General features: G+C 42.7%; 13 protein-coding genes, 1 pseudogene and 1 other annotated feature (1 of these 15 running past the window's edge). Of the genes and pseudogenes, 2 read left to right on the top strand and 12 right to left on the bottom strand.

Going from position 1 to position 15,576, the window contains the following annotated elements; translation table 11 throughout:
- From VZF35_RS21980 to VZF35_RS21955, 6 genes and pseudogenes are all read right to left on the bottom strand, one after another.
- Positions 1 to 880, bottom strand: partial view of an L-threonine 3-dehydrogenase gene (locus VZF35_RS21980; protein ID WP_407308517.1) — the 5' portion only. 83 nt of this gene lie to the left of the window's left edge; only the first 880 of its 963 coding nucleotides appear in the window; the start codon lies at positions 878 to 880; its stop codon lies off the left edge, out of view.
- Between the two features lie 39 nt (positions 881 to 919).
- A complete protein-coding gene (locus VZF35_RS21975; protein WP_407308516.1) occupies positions 920 to 2,110 on the bottom strand; it encodes a glycine C-acetyltransferase in 1,191 nt (396 codons plus the stop codon).
- Positions 2,111 to 2,422: 312 nt separating this feature from the next.
- Positions 2,423 to 3,280, bottom strand: a complete 858-nt coding sequence (locus VZF35_RS21970) for a nitroreductase family protein (RefSeq protein ID WP_407308515.1) — start codon at positions 3,278 to 3,280, stop codon at positions 2,423 to 2,425.
- A gap of 152 nt (positions 3,281 to 3,432) precedes the next feature.
- Positions 3,433 to 4,602, bottom strand: a complete 1,170-nt coding sequence (locus tag VZF35_RS21965; RefSeq protein ID WP_407314779.1) for an amidohydrolase family protein — start codon at positions 4,600 to 4,602, stop codon at positions 3,433 to 3,435.
- 392 nt (positions 4,603 to 4,994) lie between these two features.
- Positions 4,995 to 6,474: pseudogene (locus tag VZF35_RS21960) on the bottom strand (DHA2 family efflux MFS transporter permease subunit).
- Positions 6,475 to 6,758: 284 nt separating this feature from the next.
- Complete coding sequence (locus VZF35_RS21955) at positions 6,759 to 7,433, bottom strand: HlyD family secretion protein (protein ID WP_407308514.1); 675 nt, start codon at positions 7,431 to 7,433, stop codon at positions 6,759 to 6,761.
- Positions 7,434 to 7,681: 248 nt separating this feature from the next.
- On the opposite strand from VZF35_RS21955, the gene VZF35_RS21950 reads away from it, so the two are divergent.
- Both VZF35_RS21950 and VZF35_RS21945 read left to right on the top strand, forming a co-directional pair.
- Positions 7,682 to 8,221, top strand: a complete 540-nt coding sequence (locus tag VZF35_RS21950) for an NAD(P)H-dependent oxidoreductase (protein ID WP_407308513.1) — start codon at positions 7,682 to 7,684, stop codon at positions 8,219 to 8,221.
- 143 nt (positions 8,222 to 8,364) lie between these two features.
- A complete protein-coding gene (locus VZF35_RS21945; protein ID WP_407308512.1) occupies positions 8,365 to 8,721 on the top strand; it encodes a hypothetical protein in 357 nt (118 codons plus the stop codon).
- Here the strand turns inward: VZF35_RS21945 and VZF35_RS21940 are convergent, their stop codons facing one another.
- From VZF35_RS21940 to leuC, 6 genes are all read right to left on the bottom strand, one after another.
- Complete coding sequence (locus VZF35_RS21940) at positions 8,722 to 9,972, bottom strand: glutamate-5-semialdehyde dehydrogenase (RefSeq protein ID WP_407308511.1); 1,251 nt, start codon at positions 9,970 to 9,972, stop codon at positions 8,722 to 8,724.
- Positions 9,973 to 10,105: 133 nt separating this feature from the next.
- Positions 10,106 to 11,227 (bottom strand): glutamate 5-kinase, encoded by a 1,122-nt coding sequence (gene proB / locus VZF35_RS21935; protein WP_407308510.1) that lies wholly within the window; start codon positions 11,225 to 11,227, stop codon positions 10,106 to 10,108.
- A complete protein-coding gene (gene proC / locus VZF35_RS21930) occupies positions 11,224 to 12,033 on the bottom strand; it encodes a pyrroline-5-carboxylate reductase (protein WP_407308509.1) in 810 nt (269 codons plus the stop codon). The genes proB and proC overlap by 4 nt, the downstream gene beginning before the upstream one ends.
- Positions 12,034 to 12,368: 335 nt before the next feature.
- Positions 12,369 to 12,589: a binding site (T-box leader), on the bottom strand.
- A 129-nt stretch (positions 12,590 to 12,718) separates the two neighbouring features.
- On the bottom strand, positions 12,719 to 13,786 hold the full coding sequence (leuB, locus tag VZF35_RS21925; protein WP_407308508.1) for a 3-isopropylmalate dehydrogenase: 1,068 nt from the start codon (positions 13,784 to 13,786) through the stop codon (positions 12,719 to 12,721).
- The gene (gene leuD / locus VZF35_RS21920) at positions 13,779 to 14,267 is read right to left on the bottom strand and encodes a 3-isopropylmalate dehydratase small subunit (protein ID WP_407308507.1); all 489 of its coding nucleotides are present in this window, start codon (positions 14,265 to 14,267) and stop codon (positions 13,779 to 13,781) included. The genes leuB and leuD overlap by 8 nt, the downstream gene beginning before the upstream one ends.
- A gap of 1 nt (position 14,268) precedes the next feature.
- The gene (gene leuC, locus VZF35_RS21915; RefSeq protein ID WP_407308506.1) at positions 14,269 to 15,534 is read right to left on the bottom strand and encodes a 3-isopropylmalate dehydratase large subunit; all 1,266 of its coding nucleotides are present in this window, start codon (positions 15,532 to 15,534) and stop codon (positions 14,269 to 14,271) included.
- Positions 15,535 to 15,576: the final 42 nt, after the last annotated feature.

Below are 15,576 nucleotides of genomic sequence, written 5' to 3'. Positions count from 1 at the left end.
AACCCCACTCCTGTTTGGCTACCGTTGGATCGATAGAGTTAGGCCAACTCTCCGCAATTGCTTGGCGAATCGGATCGATTTTATAGTCCAATCTAAAATCGGGAAGAAACTTTTTAATGGCTTTCTCAAAATCTCCCGGTTGAACACTTATTGCGGTAACATTATAAGCGTTTCGATGGAACAGTTTATCAGGATCACCTTCCATAAGCTGGATAATTGCATTTAAAGCGTCCGGCATATACATCATGTCCATATACGTGTCCTTAGCAATATAGCAAGTATATTTCATTCCGAGAAGTGCTTCATAAAATATCTCAACAGCATAATCTGTGGTGCCCCCTCCTGGAGGAGCTACATAAGAAATTAGCCCCGGAAAACGTACTCCTCTGGTATCGACTCCAAATTTCAAATGATAATAGTCACATAATAGTTCTCCTGATACCTTGCTAACCCCATACATAGTTGTCGGCCTTTGTATTGTTACTTGGGGAGTTTTTTCTTTAGGCGTGCTCGGCCCAAAGGCACCGATCGAACTTGGTGTGAAAAACTGACACTTCAGCTCTTTTGCAGTTTCCAAAGCATTAACTAAGCCACCCATATTTAGGTTCCAAGCCAATAATGGCTTTTTTTCCGCTGTCGCAGACAACAGGGCTGCTAAGTGAATGATCGTATCAACTTGATATTTTTTGCTTAAATTGAATAGAGCTTGACCATTTGACACATCCAGACTCTCATAAGGGCCCGACTGAGTTTGCCAGTACTGTTTTTCATTCTTAATATCAGTAGCTATTACGTTATTATCACCATAAATATCCCGCAATTTTGGGACAAGTTCCGACCCAATTTGACCAAGCGCACCCGTAACTAAGATTCTTTTCACGGTAATCCCCCCGTTCTTTCTCTTAATAAATCTAGCCCTCTATATAATCCCCAAGTCTTTTCCCACTTGCCTATAAATGTTCAATGCTTTATCGAGCATCTCTCTCGTATGAGCTGCAGTAGGCATGTTTCTGACTCGCCCCGTTCCTTTAGGAACTGTAGGAAAAGTAATAGCTTTGGCATATACCCCGTTCTCATAGAGCTTTCTGCTGAATCTTTGAGTCAAGTTTTCATCTCCGATAATACAAGGCGTAATCGGAGTTTGGCTTGCCCCGATATTAAAGCCCAAGGTTTGGAGTCCGTTTTTCAAATAGTTTCCGTTCTCCCAAAGTTTTTTTTGTAACTCAGTACTATTTGAGAGAATTTCAACAGCTTTAATTGAGGCAGCAACATCTCCCGGAGTTAGAGCCGTAGAAAACAGGAAAGGTCTGCTTCTGACTCTCAACCATTCGATGAGTTCTTTCTTTCCGGCTACGTATCCCCCGATAACCCCAAGCGCTTTAGAGAGTGTACCCATTTGAAAATCAATCTTCTGAGATAACCCAAAATGTTTAACAGTACCTGCTCCTTCTCCTAAGACACCTGATCCATGGGCATCATCTACATAAGTAATAAGATCAAATTCTTCGGCTATATTGGCAATTTCCGGCAGTTTGGCAACATCCCCATCCATCGAAAAAACTCCGTCAGTAATCACCATGATCTTCTTATATAGGCCGGATTCTTTAGCTTGTTTAGCTTTGCTTCTTAAATCGGCCATGTCTGAATGCTTATAAGCAATGATGGTTGCTCTGGATAAGCGACACCCATCGATAATGGAGGCATGATTTAATTCATCCGACAGGATCGCATCATACTTATCCATAACTGCTGAAATAGCACCCATGTTACAGTTGAAACCTGACTGAAAAACAATAGCGGCCTCAGTATGTTTAAACGCTGAAATTCGTTCTTCTAGTTGCACGTGCAACTTCAAAGTGCCATTGATTGTCCTCACAGCACCAGCGCCAACTCCATACTTATTGATTGCCTCAATCGCTGCAGCTTTCAATCTCGAATCAGTGGCCAAACCCAAATAGTTATTCGAGGATAAATTTATAAGGTCCAGACCTGAAATTCTAATCATTGGTCCATTGGCACTTTCTAAAGGATCAATGACATTGAATAACCCTTTGCTTTTTAAATCCTCAATATTCTCTTGTAAGAAATTTTCAAGAATACTCTTTCCCATACTGAAACTCCTTTCAAATAATAGAGTTCAAAAAAATGTTCTTTGTTCAATAAGTCCAGGAAAATCAATTGTCCTCTCTGTGTGTACATTAAGTCGCTATAAGCGGGCTATATCCCATCTTTTTACCTATAAATTATCATATTTACCACGCAATGTACACCCCTCGCGTACATTATATTCAGTATATTTATCCTTTTCCTATGGAAACCGATTAAATAAAAAAATACTCCACCCATACTAAGGCAGAGTATTTATGAAAGATTACTGCTTTTCATTTGCCGACCTATTGATGAAGCGTTTCTCCTTTATGAACTACTCATCTTTCCAACTAACTACATACTCGGTATTCTGTGGTAAAAAGATGTCTTTTGGAGTGATGAGCAACCACTTCCCATGAATACCCAGCTCTCTGGCGGTATGTTCAAAATGAGACATTGCAATTCCAAGGTCCACTCTCTGTATATCATAGCCAAGATGTTTGGCATATCCTTTGGTATGTTGCAGATAAAAATGATAGGTATTTTGGTCTTTGACAATTCTCCATGGTTGCTTATTAGAAGCTGAGGGCGCTAAGCGAACCATTTCTAAAGGTACAGCATACTTTTCAGCCTCAGCTTTCGTTAAACCTTTTCGGAAATCTCTTTGAAAAAACAACTCTTCCCAACTTTTCCTCTTATCAGAGCCAGCTGCTAATCTCATAGCTGATTCCAGCAAACTTCTTCGTGCATTGGGAAAGCCAATTGGGGTAATGCAGGGCAAGATTTCATCTTCCTTTTGCTGAATAGCTTTAGAAAATTCGCTTTTTTTAAAAGTACCTCCAAGCCAACATGTACCCAGGCCTAACGAAGTTGCGTATAAAGTTAAAGATTCCAAGACATAACCAAATTCCTCCAAATCATTTTCCCCTTTTTTTACTACCGCAACAGCATACGTTGTAGCGCCCTTAATAACTCCGTAGGTTCCCAGTCGAACATTGTCATTTTTTCGTGCAATATCACTTTCAATCATTTCAAATCTTAGCGATTCTCCAAAAGGACCCTTAAGCAAAGGAAAAAATTTGCTTAGCTTTTCTTTTGTTTCACAGGACAGTGGTGATTTTTCATCATATGTTCTTACAGAAACTCTCTTTTTAATAGTTTCAACAACAGGAATTCCCAACTGTAATACCATAAGCCTAGTTACCTCCGAAATTTCAAACTAACATCATAATACTTAACGCCACTTTTGACGGTTAATACTACTAGAATCTCTTATACTCACGATAGAGATTATCTCTATATACTATAATCTCTTACTTGCAATAGAGTAGGCTAACCCTAATTTTAGTAAAAGTCCTGCTTAACCAGCTGCAAAGAATTTATTACCGTTCCAATGTCTAACATTCCCAAATCTTGTCTCCCCAAAATCCGGGCATTTTCCTGAGTAGCCCTAGCATAAACCTCTAACCTTGGAATTCCGGCTTGAACCAGCCAATCCATTTCATCAAATAGGCTTTTACCATGTGGTACAAGGTATGCACCCGCATCTGTTCCGACTCCAATCCGAATATTCAGTTGATATGCTTCATAAATCTTAGTCATTTGACTCTCCAGAATCCGTTTTAACGTATCCACTTCTTGTCTCGAATAACGGTCCGTTGGGTATTTTAAAATATTGCCTATAGGAGCAACGGTCGGTACCCAAGCTATACTTTGCCTTTTCATTTGCTCCAAATGTTTAGAAGTCATATAATATCCGTGCTCAATAGAATCCACACCCGCAGCGATGGCCACCGAAATGCCTTCTTCTCCGCTCGCGTGGGCCATCACAAGAATCCCGCGCTGATGTGCAGTTTCCACAATTTCTCTCAGTTCATTGGCTGTCCATTGAGTTGGGCCTACAACTTGATACTTATCAAATCGAATCAATCCAGTAACAATCACCTTAAGCTGATCTAGACCCTGATTATAAAAGTCCCTCGTCCCTTCTTGCCAATCTGCTATACCGTCAAAACCACGACCTAGGAAACGGCCATACATACCTTTACGATTTATCGCTTCGCGAACAGAAATGACCTTCGGCCCGAGCCAACTATCTTTTTGAACTCTATTTCTTGCCAGCCATGAAAATCCAGGTAAATCTCCGCCATCTCTGACAGCAACAATCCCTAACTTAAGGTAGTCTTTTAAAAATCCTTGAACTTTCTCCTCAATCAACTCAGGATTCTCCCAATTTTTTAAACATTGATAGAAGTCAATACTATCTAGGGCCAAATGCACATGCGCATCGAGCCACCCTGGTTGAAGATAGTATGAACCCCAATGCAGAATGTTATCATCAAGGGGTTCCGATTCATTAACAGGGTTTAGGCTGCTTACTTTACCTTCCTTCCACTTTACTAACCCAGGCTGAGAGTTCAAACCGAGTTTAGGGCTCCAATATCCAGCAATAATTGCTGTGCCTTCACAAGGTATCTCCAAAACTTTTTGTTCGGCACTGCATGAAATAATCATACTATCACCATTTCTTTGCAAAATTCATTTTAAGGCAGTTAAATGAATGCCGTGTTCCCAGCAGACGGAATTACTCCGTTAAAAAAGCAGATTTTGCTTAATTCCCTGGCATTTAGAAGTTCAGGTGCTCATGAATAGTGGTAGTTTTCTTATATATTCTACATTTGAGATAAATAACCTCTCAGCAAATCATTTTACCTTGGATTGTTCAACGCCTGTTTATGAGACCAAGGATACTGAATTAACGTTCTTATTAGTTTAGGGGATCAGATAAAGGGCACTAATAGAAAAGGAGCCCTGGCCTTTCCATGCTCCTTCTAAAATAAATTTGGGGTACGTTCAAGATTTGATTATCTACCGACATTACAGACAAAGCAGAAACCGCTTCTGTATCAAGAAGCGGGATCAGACTTAGATACTATAGCCTTCCTGATGAAAAGGGCTGGTATTAAACCGACAATTGCCAGAACTGTTGCCACAAGAAACGAATCATTAATCCCTTGAATGGTGGCTTGTTGAGATACCAGTCCGTAAATCTCCTGGATAGCAAGAGCACGTCCTCTCTGGGGAGAAAGAGCCAAACGCTGGACAAGATTGCCTAGCTGGCTAAGAATAGACGGATTGGTGGAAGTAATTGTGCTGGCATACGTAGCTAAATGAATCGTTGATCTTGTCGTCATGATCGTAACTAAAACTGCAGTACCCAGAGAACCTGAGACTTGGCGCATTGTATTGAACATTGCCGTGCCGTGACTATTCAATCGTCTCGGCAATTGATTGAGGCCAGCAGTCATAAGTGGCATCATGATTAAGGAGACTCCTAAAGAACGAACAGTATAGAGCAGCAATATATTGCCGTACATTGTGTCGGATGTCAATCTGGTAAATTCCCAGGTCGCCATTGCAGTGATCATTAATCCTACAACAGCCAGAACTCTCAAACCAATACGATCGAATACTGCTCCCGCAATCGGCCCCATAATTCCCATTAATAAAGCGCCCGGTAATAAAAGAAAGCCAGATTGTAAAGGGGTAAAACCTCGGATGTTTTGCAAGTAGATTGGGAGCAGCATCATAGCAGCGTACATAACCGTCGTAACTACAGCATTAATAATAATCGTTAAAGAGAAAATTCGATATTTATAAACTCTTAATTCCAGCATCGGTTTATCTACAGTCAATTCTCGGCGTATAAACAGCAGAATTGCCAAGATTCCTATGGCTAAAAAGATAACAACTTCTATGTCGCTCCACCCTTTGTTGCCTGCTTCGCTTACTCCATAAAGCAAGCTTCCTAACCCGATGGTAGAAAATACTGCACCCCAGAAATCAAACTCTGGAAAGCTCAATGGTAAGACATCTTTCATCCATATTACTGCCAGAAATAAATCCAGTACACCGATAGGAACAAGAGCAGAAAAGAGAAGCCGCCAAGAGTAGGTTTGAACTACCCATCCTCCGAGTGTCGGACCAATAGCGGGAGCAAAAACCATGACAATTCCCATTGTGCCTAAAGCTTTACCTCTTTGATGGGGGGAAAATACTCAGAAACACATTGGTTAATAAGGGCATCAGAATTCCCGCGCCAATCCCTTGAATAATCCTACCAATCATAAATACCGGAAATGTTGGCGCCAAGGCACAAATAAACGAACCTAAACTGAAAGAACTCATAGCCGCAAAAACAAGCTTCCGACTTCCTACGGACTCCATAAGGTAGGCAGTGATAGGAATCAGAACTCCGTTAACAAGCATATAGCCTGTAACAATCCATTGAATGGTACTCGCCGAAACATTAAAATCTAACATCATATGCGGTATGGCTACGTTATCTAATGTTTGGTTAAGAATGGATACAAAGGCTCCTAACATCAGCACCGTAAGAATTTGAAGGGTATTAAATTCCGGGACACCAGAATTCTGCACAGGCTTGGTGCGTGGCGGTATAATCGGTGCTTGAACAGGGCCGGAAATATTTGAAGTGGAAGTTAACGACGGCTCTACGAAAGCAGGTTTGACTAATATCTGTTGATTTTCGTTTTTTTGATTTATGCCGGCGCTTTTTTGACGGATTAAGGCCATATTAACAAATACCAACAGCACAATGCCCAGCAAACTATAACCGAACGCTAGAATAATCATAATATTGACTCCCTTTATCTAATATGTATTCGTGCTGTTACACTCATGCCAGGACTGAGATTCAGCCCCTTATACCCATCTAGCGTGATTGTTATTGGGATCACTTGCGTTACTTTTGTGAAATTTGCAGTTGTATTTTGTTGAGGAATAAGAGAGAACAGTGCAGCCGTAGTGAGTCCAATTTGGCTGATCTTTCCTGACAGAGTTGTGCCGGGATAAGCGTCCACATAAACATCAACCGCTTGATTTTGTTGGATGTTATTGATAGCTGTTTCATTCAAGTTTGCACTTATCCATAAATTATCCATGTTATAGGCATAAGCTAATGGCGTTCCCGCTGCCACAAAGCCATTGGGAATGACATTTTGTTGAACGATTGTCCCATTGACCGGCATAGTTATATCTGCTGAAGCAGAAGGTGATGTTCCTCCCACTAATTGAATTCCTCCCAGACGTTGTCCTGCGTTGATTCGATTGTTTACTGCGGCATTCCAATCAAGGATTTTGCCATTTCCTAAGGCACTGATGGTTATCAGTTGCCCATCAATTCGTGCATTATCTGTAGATACATAATAGTAGGATTGATTATAGTAATAATAAACTGCAAACCCTCCACCTATCAGGAGGACCAAAACGATAATATTAATCAAAATTACTCTGCTGGCATTCACTGCGCGTCCATTACTCATACTGTCAGACCTCCATAAAGTATTTTGTGTTAAGGTAATTTATTCGACTAATCATGCTATGCTGGAACAATGACCTTTCGAAAAGTTATAGAAAAGGCATCAAAATTTAACTGTCGCTAGTTTTCGATAGATGGTGAGTTACTATGTCAGGGAATATTAGGTAACTAATCAACTTGGATGCTTGCATAGCAATTAAGTGAAATTGGAAATCTAACTAGAGATGTTTGTCAAAAGGAGGCTTAATAGGAATGAAAGTCTACATCGTATATGACAGTGAGAGCGGGCATACTGAAATGCTTGCTAAAGCAATCGCCGAGGGTGCCGAGAGTGTAAAAGATACTCAAATCTATTTTAAACATATATCTGAAAGCCAGCCGGAGGATTTAGCCGAGATGGATGCTATTATCTGGGGATGTCCTGGGCATTTTGGAACGATAAGCGCAAATTTAAAGAAATGGATTGATAATTTAGGCAATCTCTGGGCGGAAGGTAAGCTAATCAACAAGGTCGGTGCAGTTTTTTGTACGACCGCAACGGTTCACGGTGGGATAGAATCAACACTGCTTAATCTTCTGACTCCCATGCTTCATCAAGGGATGCTCATCGTTGGTTTACCCGGAACTATTCCGGAAAACGCTCTTTACGGGTCCTATTATGGAGCAGGAATTACTTGTCCCGTTGAAAGTGACCCTGATAGTCCTCCCAATATGCCAACTGAATCGGATCTGGCTTTAGGAAAAGCTCTCGGCAAACGTGTCGCAGAAACTCTTCAGAAGTTTCGCTCCTGATTCGCATCATGAAGATTATTTAAACGACATGTAAGGGACATTTTTTTTGTTTAATCAAAGTAAAAAGACTTGGAAACTCCAAGTCTTTTTAGAACAATCTGCTTTCAAGGTTCCTTATTAAATTTGAAAAAGGGGTGGATTAAATGCTTTCTCTTATTGCTTTTGGGATTATCGCTTTAATTGTCGTAGCCCTTCTCTTGACATTTAATATACGTTCCTTTAATCGAACGGAAACGGTACAAACCATCCATCCTGAGGACAAGGCTGCGGCAAATGAACCTAGGTTAGATATTGAGCATAAGGCTTTTGACAAAAATCAGGAAGAACCGATACTTGATAAAAAAGATCCTGTCCTAAATCTATCTGATCAGGAATATAGAAACACTTTGCGTCAATACCATGTCCAGAAAAAGTCAGGATCTCCTGTTTCATCGACAGCAAAGCATACTGACAAAGAGTATCGCGCTGCCTTACGCTCGATGCGTTCACCCAAAGGCTAATTACAGAACGATCTGTCCGTCTCCATAGACCATATACTTAATCGTCGTCAATTCTTTAAGCCCCATTGGTCCACGGGCATGCAGCTTTTGGGTACTGATTCCAATTTCTGCTCCAAACCCAAATCGACCGCCGTCAGTAAAACGAGTGGAGGCGTTAACATAAGCTACTGCCGCGTCAACCTCTCTTAGGAAACGTTGAGCCTTCGAGTAATTCTCAGTGATAATCGTCTCTGAATGCTTAGTACTGTATTGATAAATATGATCGAGAGCAGCATCTAAATGAGTTACCACTTTTACGCTGAGGATAAGGTCTAAGTGTTCAGAAATCCAATCGTCTTCTTCAGCGGGCCGAGCGTAAGGCAAAATTTGACATGTCCTAGGGCATCCCTTTAATTCAACATGATGCTTTATCAACTCCTCACCTATCAGAGGGAGAAAATCTTCAGCAATCGTCTCATCGACCAAAAGTGTTTCTAAAGCATTACATACTCCAGGATTTTGTGTTTTCGCATTGATAACAATAGGAATCGCCTTTGAGTAATCTGCGTCTCGGTCAACAAAAGCATGACACATCCCTGTGCCTGTTTCTATGACGGGCACTGTGGCATTTTGCACAACAGTTTGAATCAGCCCAGCTCCTCCTCTTGGAATAATGACATCAACATAATCGTTCATGCGCATTAATTGTTGAACCCATTCTCGATTGGTCTCAGTAATCAATTGAATAGACCCTAGCGGCATCCCGCTCGCTTCAGCGGCTTCTGCGATTACTTTTGCCAAAACTTTATTACTTTCTAAGGCTTCAGAACCTCCTCTAAGGATCACCGAGTTACCGGATTTCAGACATAATGCTGCAGCGTCAACCGTTACATTAGGCCGCGCTTCATAAATCATCGCAACAACCCCTAAAGGAACCCGGGTCTGTTGGATGCGTAAACCATTGGGTCTAGTCCAAACTTCTCCTTCTCCTACGGGATCTCGCAAAACGACCACATCATTTAAAGCTTTACTAATGTGCGAAATTCCCACCGATGTTAGTCTTAAACGGTTAATAAGGCTTTTATTCATGCCCTTTTCCTCGGCTGCTTGAATATCTAGAGTATTGGCTTGAAGGATTTCATATTCATTTTCCAGCAAAGCCTCAGCCATTGCGAGAAGGGCCTTGTTTTTAGACTCTGTACTGGCATACGCCAATTGACGGGCGGCCTGTTTAGCTCGTCGTCCAATTTCCAACAATTCCTGCTGAATCATAAGAATCCCTCCTAATCTTTAATTTAAGATTACTAATTCACTAACCACAATATAGATCACTTGGATATAACCAACGAATACAATTCGAACAACTCGTTCTAAATTGAACATATTCTCCATTTTTCTTAATCAATCATAGATCCAACATCAATGTCATATTGTCGCGATGAACTACTTCTTCTCCGGTTACATCGGGAATGATTTGGTGCATTCTTTCAGAATGCAAACCTTTGACGCGTTCCACTTCCTCACTGCTTAATTCCACAACTCCTCTGGCAACTTCCTCTCCTTGCTGGTTAATAATACGAACAATCTCTTTGCGTTCCCAAGTTCCTTCTGTAGATTTGATTCCTTTGGCCAGAAGACTTTTTCCTTCTTCCACCAAAGCTTTCTCCGCGCCTTCGTCTATGCGGATACTTCCTTCAGATAGCCCTGCATAAGCAATCCAACGTTTCCGTCCCGCCAGACGGTGCTTAACTGGTTGAAAATAAGTCCCTTTTACCTCCAGGCTTTCGTTAAGATTAAGAAGTTCTCTTATCCTTGTGAAGTTCAGGAGGAGCATCCCTATACCAAAACGGGTAGCGATTTTAGCAGCCCTAAGTTTTGTCACCATTCCCCCGGTCCCCAATATACTCCCTGCCCCTCCGGCCAACATTTCTACCGCAGACACTTCCGGAACCTCTCTGATAAGTTGAGCTGAAGGGTCCTTTTTGGGATTCGCTGTGTATAGGCCATCCACATCCGTGAGGATGACTAATAGCTCAGCATGAACAAGCCCCGAAACCAGCGCTGACAGACTATCATTATCCCCAAAACAAAGTTCTTCAACAGCAACCGTGTCATTTTCATTGATAATTGGAACCACTTGCAGCCTCAATAATTTTTCCAGGGTATTTTGGGCGTTATGATAACGTGACACTTCTGCTAAATCGATCCGCGACAAAAGAATTTGCGCCCCTACAAGGCCATGTCGATCCAGATTTTGAGCATATTTTTCAATGAGTACACCCTGTCCGACGGCCGCTACTGCTTGTTTAGCCGCAATATCACGCGGTCGGGCTTGCAACCCCAGTTTCCCCATACCAGCCGCCACTGCGCCCGAAGTTACTAAAACACACTCTATGCCCCTCTGTTTCAAATCAGCAATCACGTCGACGACTTCAGCAATAGCTTGCTCATCTAAACCTCCCTGCGGATGATTTAGACTGCTGCTTCCAATTTTTAAAACAATTCGCCGAACCGAAAATGTTGTCACACCGAATACTCTCCTTCCATATCTTCTGAGCGCCGGGCGCAGGCTTTTGCGGCCTTGAGCGCGATTTCAGCTAACTTTTCTTCTGTGAATACACTTATTGCCGCATAGGTAGTGCCATTGGGAGATGTCACTTCCTTACGCAATCTCCCTGGCGACTTGCCACTCTCTGCAATCATTTTCCCTGCTCCAATAGATGTCTCCAACACTAAAGTTTCTGCCTCTTCTTCGCTTAACCCCAGCTGAACCCCAGCGAGAATTAGGCTTTCAATAAATAAATAGAAATACGCAGGACCGCTGCCACTAATCGCGGTAAGGGCATTCATTTTTTCCTCTGGAATCCATAAAATCTTCCCAACCGCTGAAAAGATCTGTTCACCTATCTCCGTCTGTTCCGGTGTGACATTTTCACCCCGCACCAACCCGGTCATGGAATGCAGTACGGCTGTTGACGTATTGGGCATCGCCCGAATAACTGCAACCCCAGGCAAATATTGATTGAGTAGCCTCAGAGGTATACCTGCCGCTACACTGATGATAAGTTTATCCCCTAAAGGATAGTTTTTTAAATGCTTAAGCACATCGACAACGTTTTTAGGTTTTACCGCGATAATTAGAACTCCGGAGTTTTCTACGAGCTCCTTTAGTTGGGTAGCTATAATCCCATATTTTGCAACTAAGTGTTGCAATCTCTCATGATTTGATTGATTCGTCACTCGAATTTGAATATCTTTTTCCACTTTTGTTAAACCACTAATCATAGCCTCTGCTATATTTCCTGCCCCGATGAAGCCAACACTTAGTTTCATATCCTACACCCTTTCATTAACTCATTACCTGCCCCACTTTTCTGAACTACGAATAATTCGCTTTAGCCTCATCAAATATAGAAATTGGGATCTGAACTCGTTCTCTTTATTCTGTCTGTCTCTAAAACCTTTTATTAGCACTAACCGTTGCTATTTCGCCTCAACATCAAGCAATATTTACTTCCTTCTACCATAAAAACAACTTGGCCTGTGTCTGCGGACTGTTTCGCACCTATTAGCCTTTGGTGCAAGCGGCCGCCTAGTTGCCCTTATGCTGGAGAAAGTATTCAACGAAGTTATACTTTTGCCACTAAAAAAAGGCTCCTTTCATCCTTATTAAGGACGAAAGAAGCCTTCCGCGGTACCACCTTTATTGCCATGCCAACTCAACGTTACCAGACTAATCCGATAAACCATCCTCATAACGGTGGAAACCGTCTGATTCATCATCAGAGTCTCACGACTGGGTTTCTGATAACTTGGCGAAAAAACTCTCAGCTCATGTTCTTCTCTCTGAACGCCACTGTCATCATACTGGGTCGATCTTCGACGTTTCATTATCCAGTTGACTATACTCTAACCTAGGAGAAGCAAAATATCAACCAATTATTTGAGATTCCGAAAATCCGGGACTCATGAATATCCATCTATCTCTGGATCATTCCAATAATTTTGCATTAATAAGTTAGTTCTTGCCAAGTGCTGCCACGACTGCGTCACCCATCTCCCGAGTTCCCAAAACCTTATCCCCCGGTTTAGCGAGATCCGATGTGCGATAACCCTCTTGTAATACTTTTTCGACGGCTCGCTCGATGGTTTTCGCTTCATCCTCTAAGCCGAAAGAATACCTCAACATTAAGGCACCCGATAAGATTGTGGCTAAAGGATTGGCAATATTCTTACCTGCAATGTCTGGAGCTGACCCGTGGGCCGGTTCATATAGTCCTTTTTTTCCGTTTAAGCTTGCAGAAGAAATCATACCGATGGATCCCATCAGCATAGATGCTAAATCTGTGAGAATGTCTCCAAACATGTTCTCGGTGACAATCACATCAAATTGAGTCGGGTAACGAACTAACTGCATTGCCGCATTATCAACATACATATGGGTTAATTCAACATCCGGATACTCTCGGGCTACTTCCAGGGTAATTTCTCGCCAAAAACGAGAGGATTCCAGAACATTTGCCTTATCCACAGAACAGAGCTTACCGCGGCGCTGACGAGCCATCTGGAAGCCTAAATCGACAATACGACGAATTTCCTCATCAGAATATATCAACGTATCATATGCACTTGGCGGATTCGTTGTTCGTCCTTTCTCCCCGAAATAGAGCCCGCCCGTTAATTCCCGCAAAACCACAAGGTCGACGTTCTGCACAACATCAGCGCGAAGGGTTGAAGCCTCAACTAACATGGGAAGCATTTTGACAGGACGAATATTCGCAAAGAGACTCAAGGCCTTGCGAATAGCCAGAAGACCTCCTAATTCCGGGCGTTGCGGGGCTGGTAAGGTATCCCACTTAGGTCCGCCCACTGAGCCCAAGAGAACAGCATCCGCAGCTAACGCTGCTTGAAGTGTGTCATCAGGGAGAGCTTTTCCGACTTCGTCAATCGCTGCCCCACCAATTAAATGGTTTTCAAACTCTAAGTTCATGGAACTATCTTTCAAAACTGCTTGTAACACCTTAATCACTTCAGGCGTTATTTCTTGACCAATACCATCTCCCGGCAGGACAACCACTTTAGGCATTCTGTTCCCTCCCCCGCACGTAGGGAATCAGTCCGCCGGCGCGAATCAATTCCTGCATAAACGGTGGAAAGGTGCGGGCCTGAAATTGCAGACCCGTTGTTTTGTTTTCAATCTTGCCGGATTCCAGGTCAACTTCAACGTCATCCCCCTGAGAGATTCCTGACACTGCTTCAGGGCATTCCAAGATTGGCAAGCCGATATTCAAAGCATTGCGGTAAAAAATCCTAGCGAAGGACTCAGCGATAACGACTTTAACCCCACAAGCTTTAATGGCAATCGGAGCATGCTCACGGGAAGAACCGCAACCGAAGTTTTTACCCCCGATCATAATGTCCCCTGACTGTACTTCTTCAGCAAACTTGGTACCCGCATCTTCCATGCAGTGTGCGGCAAGATGTTCCGGAGTGGACTGATTTAAATAACGTGCTGGAATAATAACATCCGTATCGATGTCATGTCCATACTTCCAAGCTTTTCCCATCTTAAGATACCTCCTCTGGATGGGCGATTTGTCCTTTAATTGCCGATGCTGCAGCCACTGCCGGATTAGCCAGGTAAACTTCGCTTTCGACATGACCCATGCGCCCTACGAAATTTCGGTTCGTAGTGGAGATAGCCCTCTCCCCTTTCGCCAAAATACCCATATGACCACCCAAACACGGTCCGCAGGTTGGTGTACTTACAGCCGCCCCGGCGTCGATTAAGGTTTCGATAATACCTTCTTTCATGGCATCGCGATAAATGGTTTGCGTCCCAGGAAAAATCAAAAGACGAATCTCAGGATGGACTTTCTTTCCTCGCAGAATGTCTGCGGCAATTCGCAAATCTTCCAAGCGTCCATTCGTACAGGACCCGATCACAACTTGATCCACTTTAATACCGCTGGCTTCTTGTACGGATTTTGTGTTTTCCGGCAAGTGCGGGAAAGCAACTTGCAGGGGAATATCAGCTACATTGAAGTTCTGGACCTCAACGTACTGGGCATCATCATCACTATAATAACGGGGATAGGAACGTCGAGCCCGCCCTTCTAAATAGGCAAAGGTCTTTTCATCAGGGGCTATAATTCCATTCTTCGCTCCTGCTTCAATGGCCATATTACACATGGTAAAACGATTATCCATGGAGAGGGCCGAAATTCCATCTCCGGTAAATTCCATGGCTCGATAGCGTGCGCCATCTACCCCGATCTTGCCAATGAGATAAAGAATAAGATCTTTCCCGCCCACATACTTTTGGAAATTGGTTCCATGGAACACAAACTTCATGGATTCAGGAACACGGAACCAAGCCTCTCCTGTGGCCATACCTGCAGCTAAATCTGTACTGCCAACTCCGGTAGCAAACGCTCCGACAGCCCCATAGGTACAGGTATGAGAATCAGCGCCAATAATCAAATCACCGGGCAAGGTAAGTCCCTGTTCCGGCAAAAGGCAATGCTCAATCCCCATCTTTCCAACCTCAAAATAATGTTCAATTTGTTGGGTTCGAGCAAAATCTCGCATCATCTTACATTGTTCAGCAGAAGAAATATCTTTATTGGGGGCGAAATGGTCTGGAACAAGAGCCACCTTATGGGGGTCAAACACATTTTCAGTCCCGAACTTGGCAAACTCGCGGATCGCGACCGGGCCTGTGACATCATTGGCTAAAACAAGGTCCAACTTGGCTGTAATTAATTGACCAGGAACCACTTCATCCAATCCGGCATGTTTTGCCAAAATTTTTTCTGTTATCGTCATGGACATAGCTCTTACTCCCTCCTTTTATAATATCTCTATGCAATTCGC

The sequence above is a fragment of the Desulfosporosinus paludis genome, from assembly GCF_045689965.1.
GTDB lineage: Bacteria > Bacillota > Desulfitobacteriia > Desulfitobacteriales > Desulfitobacteriaceae > Desulfosporosinus > Desulfosporosinus paludis.
The sequence above is the reverse complement of the archived record's forward strand: the minus strand, read 5'-3'. Positions and strand labels throughout refer to the sequence as shown.

Bases quoted from the DNA above. Each gene is read 5' to 3' on its own strand.
- VZF35_RS21975 (WP_407308516.1), bottom strand. From the start codon at position 2,110: ATGGGAAAGAGTATTCTTGAAAATTTCTTACAAGAGAATATTGAGGAT.
- VZF35_RS21970 (WP_407308515.1), bottom strand. From the start codon at position 3,280: ATGGTATTACAGTTGGGAATTCCTGTTGTTGAAACTATTAAAAAGAGA.
- VZF35_RS21965 (WP_407314779.1), bottom strand. From the start codon at position 4,602: ATGATTATTTCATGCAGTGCCGAACAAAAAGTTTTGGAGATACCTTGT.
- VZF35_RS21955 (WP_407308514.1), bottom strand. From the start codon at position 7,433: ATGAGTAATGGACGCGCAGTGAATGCCAGCAGAGTAATTTTGATTAAT.
- VZF35_RS21950 (WP_407308513.1), top strand. From the start codon at position 7,682: ATGAAAGTCTACATCGTATATGACAGTGAGAGCGGGCATACTGAAATG.
- VZF35_RS21945 (WP_407308512.1), top strand. From the start codon at position 8,365: ATGCTTTCTCTTATTGCTTTTGGGATTATCGCTTTAATTGTCGTAGCC.
- VZF35_RS21940 (WP_407308511.1), bottom strand. From the start codon at position 9,972: ATGATTCAGCAGGAATTGTTGGAAATTGGACGACGAGCTAAACAGGCC.
- proC (WP_407308509.1), bottom strand. From the start codon at position 12,033: ATGAAACTAAGTGTTGGCTTCATCGGGGCAGGAAATATAGCAGAGGCT.
- leuB (WP_407308508.1), bottom strand. From the start codon at position 13,786: ATGCCTAAAGTGGTTGTCCTGCCGGGAGATGGTATTGGTCAAGAAATA.
- leuD (WP_407308507.1), bottom strand. From the start codon at position 14,267: ATGGGAAAAGCTTGGAAGTATGGACATGACATCGATACGGATGTTATT.
- leuC (WP_407308506.1), bottom strand. From the start codon at position 15,534: ATGTCCATGACGATAACAGAAAAAATTTTGGCAAAACATGCCGGATTG.